The organism is Microbacterium sp. Leaf351 (genome assembly GCF_001423825.1).
Classification (GTDB): Bacteria; Actinomycetota; Actinomycetes; order Actinomycetales; family Microbacteriaceae; genus Microbacterium; species Microbacterium ginsengisoli.
This window is the reverse complement of record NZ_LMPK01000009.1, coordinates 107,885-112,907: the sequence shown is the minus strand read 5'-3', so window position 1 is coordinate 112,907 and position 5,023 is coordinate 107,885. Positions and strand designations below refer to the sequence as shown.

Here is a 5,023-nt window from a genome sequence, read left to right as displayed (position 1 = left end):
CGTGCTCACCCACGCCAACTGCTTCTGGAACAACCTCGCCCTCGCCGGCGCGATCGAGATCGCCGCCCACGACGTCGTGCTCACGATGCTCCCGCAGTTCCACATCGCGGCATGGAACGTGCAGCCGCTGCTCGCGTGGTGGGCGGGCGCGACCGTCGTGCTCGAGCGGTCCTTCCAGCCCTCGCGTGTGCTGCCGCTCATCGCCGACCGGGGTGTGACCGTCATGATGGGCGTGCCCACGCAGTACCGACTGCTCGCCGACGACCCGAGATTCGCGGCATCCGATCTGTCGTCCCTGCGCGTCGCGCAGGTCGGCGGCGCGACGATGCCCGCCGACCTCCACGCCACGTGGCGCGCGCGGGGGGTGCGTCTCGCCCAGGGCTACGGCCTCACCGAGGCCGGCCCCAACGTGCTCACCGTGCCGGGGGAGACAGACGACCTCGTCGGCACCGTCGGACGCCCCTATCGCCACGTCGACGTCGCTCTCATCGATCCCGAGACCGGCGACCTGCTCGACGGCGCCGCCACCGGCGAGCTGGTCGTGCAGGGGCCGAGCGTGACGCCCGGCTACCTCGATGACCCCGACGCGACGGCGCGGGCCTTCGTGGGTGGCTGGCTGCGCACCGGCGACCTCGCCGCGCGCGACGCGCGCGGCGTCTACCGCATCGTTGACCGGCGTAAGGAGATCTTCATCTCCGGTGGCGAGAACGTCGCCCCCGCGGAGGTCGAGGCGGCGCTGCGCACGCATCCGCTCGTCGTCGACGCGGCGGTGGTCCCCGTGCCCGACCGGGTGTGGGGAGAGCGCGGTGTCGCGTTCGTCACGCTCGCTCAGCGGGCAGTGGTCGGTGAGGACGAGCTCGACGCGCACGCCCGCGGCATCCTCTCCTCCGTCAAGGTTCCGGTGCGATTCGTCGTGGTCGACGAGCTGCCCCGGTCCGCGGTCGACAAGATCGCCCGTCGGCGGCTGCGCGAACGCGCCGCCGCCCTCGTCCTCGAGCCCCGGAGGATCGATGAACACTCCCGATGACGCCCTGACGGATGCCGCGGCCTCCCCGGTCTCCCAGGCGACCGGCCGGCCTCTCACCAAGCGCGGTGAGGCGACCCGTCGACGCATCCTCGAGGCCGCCGAGCAGGTGTTCGCCGACCTCGGCTACCACGAGGCATCCATCGTGAAGATCACCGAGCGCGCCGGAGTGGGCCTCGGTACCTTCTACCTCTACTTCGACTCGAAGCAGTCGATCTTCGAGGCGCTCGTGCTCGACCTCAACCAGCGGGTGCGCCACGCGATGGGGGAGGCGATGGTCGGGGCGCGGTCACGGCTCGAGGCGGAACACGCCGGGTTCGCGGGGTTCTTCCGCTTCACGGCCGACCACCCGGCGCTCTACCGGGTCGTGCGCGAGGCCGAGTTCGTCTCACCCGCGCTGCTGCGCCTGCACTACACGCGCATCGTCGACGGCTACGAGGCGGGGCTTCGCGCCGCCCAGCAGGACGGCGATGTCGATGCCGGGCTCGATCCGGCCGTGGCTGCGTGGGCGCTCATGGGCGCGGGAGAGCTGATCGGCATGCGGTACCTGCTGTGGGAGAGGGATGCCACGGGCGCGATGCCCGCGCAGATCCCGTCGGACGTGTTCGCGGCGATGACGCGGTTCATCGACAACGCTCTCGCGCCCCGCCCCTCGACCATCGGCGCGCCGGTCGTGCGCGCCACCGAGGAAGGAATCGAATCGTGAGCACCGATCTGGCAGGCAGACGCGCCGTCGTGACGGGAGGGGCGAGCGGCATCGGGTTCGCCTGCGCCTCGCAGTTCGCGGCCCGCGGCGCCACCGTCGTCATCGCGGACCTCAACGCCGAGGCCGCCGAGAAGGCGGCGGCGGCGATCGGGGGCGAGACGTGGGTCGTCGACCTCGGTGACACCGCGGCGCTCGACGCGCTCACCCTCGACGCCGACATCCTCGTGAACAACGCGGGAATCCAGCGCGTCGCCTCGATCGTCGATTTCGACCCTGACGCGTTCCGCCTCATCCAGCGCATCATGCTCGAGGCGCCGTTCCTCCTGATCCGCGCGGCGCTCCCCGGCATGTACGAGCGCGGCTGGGGCCGCATCGTCAACATCTCGAGCGTGCATGGGCTTCGTGCGAGCGCATTCAAGTCGGCGTACGTCGCCGCCAAGCACGGCCTCGAGGGTCTCTCGAAGGTGACGGCGCTCGAGGGGGCCGAGCACGGCGTCACCAGCAACTGCATCAATCCCGGATACGTGCGCACGCCGCTGGTCGAGAAGCAGATCGCCGACCAGGCGAAGGTGCACGGCATCCCCGAGGACGAGGTGGTCGAGAAGGTCATGCTGACCGAGGCCGCGATCAAGCAGCTCGTCGAGGCCGATGATGTCGCGTCGCTCGTGGGCTGGTTGGTCTCGGATGCCGCGGCGATGGTCACCGGTGCGTCGTACACCATGGACGGCGGATGGTCCGCACGATGAGCGCCCATGTCGCTCATCCCCTCGACGTGGCCGTCGAGGGCGGCACCCTTCACGCGATCGTCTGGGAGCCGGTGGACGAGGTTCTCGGCGAGGTCGTGCTCGTGCACGGCGTCACCTCGTCCCTGCACGCCTGGGACGATGTCGTGCCGCTGCTTCCCGGCTACCGGCTGATCGCCCCCGACCTGCGCGGACGCGGGGCGAGCAACGGCATCACGCATCCCGCCGGGATGGCGGCCCATGCCGCCGACCTGGCCGCGCTCCTCGACGCCGCCAACGTGACGAGCTCCCTGGTGGTCGGCCACTCGATGGGCGCGTTCGTGTCGCTCGCGTTCGCCTACCTCTACCCGGAGCGCGTGAGTCGTCTGCTGCTCATCGACGGCGGGCTGCCGCTCGACGTGCCCGCGGGGCTCGACACCGACACGCTCGTCGCGGCGATCCTGGGGCCGACGGCCGAACGGCTCTCCCGCCGCTTCGCGAGCGTCGACGACTATCTCGACTTCTGGCGGGTGCATCCCGCGTTCCGGGACGACTGGTCGGCGACCCTCGAGGACTACCTCGCCTACGACCTCGTCGATGACGGCGCCGGGATGCTGCGTCCCGCCACGAGCTACGAGATCACCGCCGCGGACACGCTCGACATGAACACCGGTGATGTGCTGCCGGCGGCTCTCGCCGCGCTCGCACATCCGACGCGGTTCCTGACGGTGCCGCGCGGCCTGCAGAACGAGGAGCCGGGGCTCTACGCCCCCGACTACCTGGAACGCCTGCTCCCGACCGTTCCCGGTGTCGTGCATTCCCGCATCCCCGGTTTCAATCACTACACGATCGTGCTGTCCGGGGGCGGCGCGGCGATCGTCGCCGCCGAGATCCGCGAGCAGGTGGCCGCGGCATCCGACTCGGTCTGACGCCCGGGCTCAGTTCCCCCCGGCGCGGTGCCCCGCGATGCGGGTCGTCAGCTGGTGGGCGTGCGCGAGCAGGATGCGTCCGATCTCGGCGCGGCGCTCGGGGGCGAAGCGGAAGTCGACGCCGGTGAGGCTCAGCGCCCACTGCGGGTGACCGTCGCGGGTGAAGACGGCCGCGCCCATGCCGTAGCTGCCCTCGACGATGAGGCCGGGATTGACGGCGTAGCCGCGCTCGACCGTCTCGGCCATGCGGGCGCGCAGGCGGTCCTGTCGGTGAGCCGCTCCCCAGGCGCGGGGGAGGTCGGGATGCCGCTCGAAGTAGGCGTCCACATCGTGGTCGGGGAGGAACGAGAGGATGGCGAGCCCCGCCGAGGCGACACCGAGGGGGAACCGCACGCCCTCCGACAGCACCCGCGAGCGGATCGGGAACGACCCCTCCTCTTCGAGCAGGCACACCGTCTCGTCGCCACGCCGCACCGACAGGAACGCGCTCTCCTCGGTGCGCACCGCGAGTGAGCGCACGATGTCGCGGGCGACGCCGGTCACGTCGTAGCGAGCGGCGGCTACCGTGCCCATGAGATACAGCTCGGGGCCTGGGCGCCAGCTGGCGGCGGACTCGTCGAGGTCGACCAGGCCCTCGTGCCGCAGCGCCGTGAGCAGGCGGTGCGCGGTGGGCCGGGTGAGTCCCGTGGCCCGCGCGGCATCCGTCACGCTGACGCCGTCGGCGCCGGCGCGGGTCACGACCCGCAGCAGGGCGGCGGCGCGGGCGACGGCCTGCGCTCCCGGAACCGTCGTCGTGGTGTCCATGATGTGGACACTATGCGCCTATTCGCCCACATCGCAAGCACCTGATGGGCAGGATGCCGCACCCCGGCGAGACTCGGGGAGGACTCACCGACGACCACCCACGATCCGCTCGACGAAGGAGTGACCCGTGATCGACAAAGAAGTCGCGACGCCTGCCGAGGCCGTCGCCGACATCCCCGACGGCGCCAGCCTGGCGGTCGGAGGCTTCGGCCTCTCCGGCAACCCGATGGCCCTCATCGACGCCCTGCTCGCGCAGGGCACGAGCGACCTCTCGATCGTCTCGAACAACTGCGGCGTCGACGACTGGGGTCTCGGCGTGCTGCTGAACGCCCGCCGCATCCGCAAGATGACGTCGTCGTACGTGGGGGAGAACAAGGAGTTCGAGCGGCAGTTCCTCTCGGGCGAGCTCGAGCTCGAGCTCACCCCGCAGGGAACCCTCGCCGAGAAGCTGCGCGCCGGCGGATCGGGCATCGCCGCGTTCTACACGCAGTCGGGCGTCGGCACGCAGGTCTCGGAGGGCGGGCTTCCCCGCCGCTACGACGGCTCCGGAGGCGTCGCCGTCGCGTCGCCCGCCAAGGACGTGCGCTCCTTCGACGTCTCGGGTCGGGCCCGCGACTACGTGCTCGAGGAGGCGATCGTCACCGACTTCGCGCTCGTGCACGCGTGGCGGGGGGACCGCCACGGCAACCTCGTGTTCCACAAGGCGGCGCGCAACTTCAACCCGCTCGCCGCGATGGCCGGGCGCATCTGCATCGTGCAGGTCGAGGAGCTCGTCGAGCCCGGAGTGCTCGACCCCGACGCCGTGCACCTGCCCGGCGTCTACGTGCACCGCATCGTC

Annotated in this window: 6 protein-coding genes; 5 read left to right on the top strand and 1 reads right to left on the bottom strand. The window is 71.3% G+C overall.

The window, feature by feature from the left end:
- The 4 genes from ASG00_RS03805 to ASG00_RS03790 all read left to right on the top strand — a co-directional run.
- On the top strand, positions 1-1,027 hold a 1,027-nt coding region (locus tag ASG00_RS03805; RefSeq protein WP_235559121.1), incomplete at its 5' end, for a class I adenylate-forming enzyme family protein.
- Positions 1,011-1,730 carry a TetR/AcrR family transcriptional regulator gene (locus tag ASG00_RS03800; protein ID WP_048808881.1) on the top strand — a complete coding sequence of 240 codons (720 nt, stop codon included), beginning with the start codon at positions 1,011-1,013 and terminating at the stop codon, positions 1,728-1,730. The genes ASG00_RS03805 and ASG00_RS03800, both read left to right, overlap by 17 nt.
- Entirely contained in the window at positions 1,724-2,476 is a 753-nt protein-coding gene (locus tag ASG00_RS03795; RefSeq protein ID WP_156454823.1) for a 3-hydroxybutyrate dehydrogenase, read from the top strand. Before ASG00_RS03800 ends, ASG00_RS03795 begins: the two co-directional genes overlap by 7 nt.
- The gene (locus tag ASG00_RS03790) at positions 2,473-3,381 is read left to right on the top strand and encodes an alpha/beta fold hydrolase (protein WP_056207114.1); all 909 of its coding nucleotides are present in this window, start codon (positions 2,473-2,475) and stop codon (positions 3,379-3,381) included. The genes ASG00_RS03795 and ASG00_RS03790 overlap by 4 nt, the downstream gene beginning before the upstream one ends.
- 9 nt (positions 3,382-3,390) lie before the next feature.
- On the opposite strand, the gene ASG00_RS03785 is transcribed toward ASG00_RS03790, so the two are convergent.
- A complete protein-coding gene (locus ASG00_RS03785) occupies positions 3,391-4,185 on the bottom strand; it encodes an IclR family transcriptional regulator (protein ID WP_056207006.1) in 795 nt (264 codons plus the stop codon).
- 127 nt (positions 4,186-4,312) lie between these two features.
- On the opposite strand from ASG00_RS03785, the gene ASG00_RS15655 reads away from it, so the two are divergent.
- Positions 4,313-5,023, top strand: a 711-nt coding sequence (locus tag ASG00_RS15655; RefSeq protein WP_200930848.1) for a CoA transferase subunit A, incomplete at its 3' end; no start/stop codon positions are given.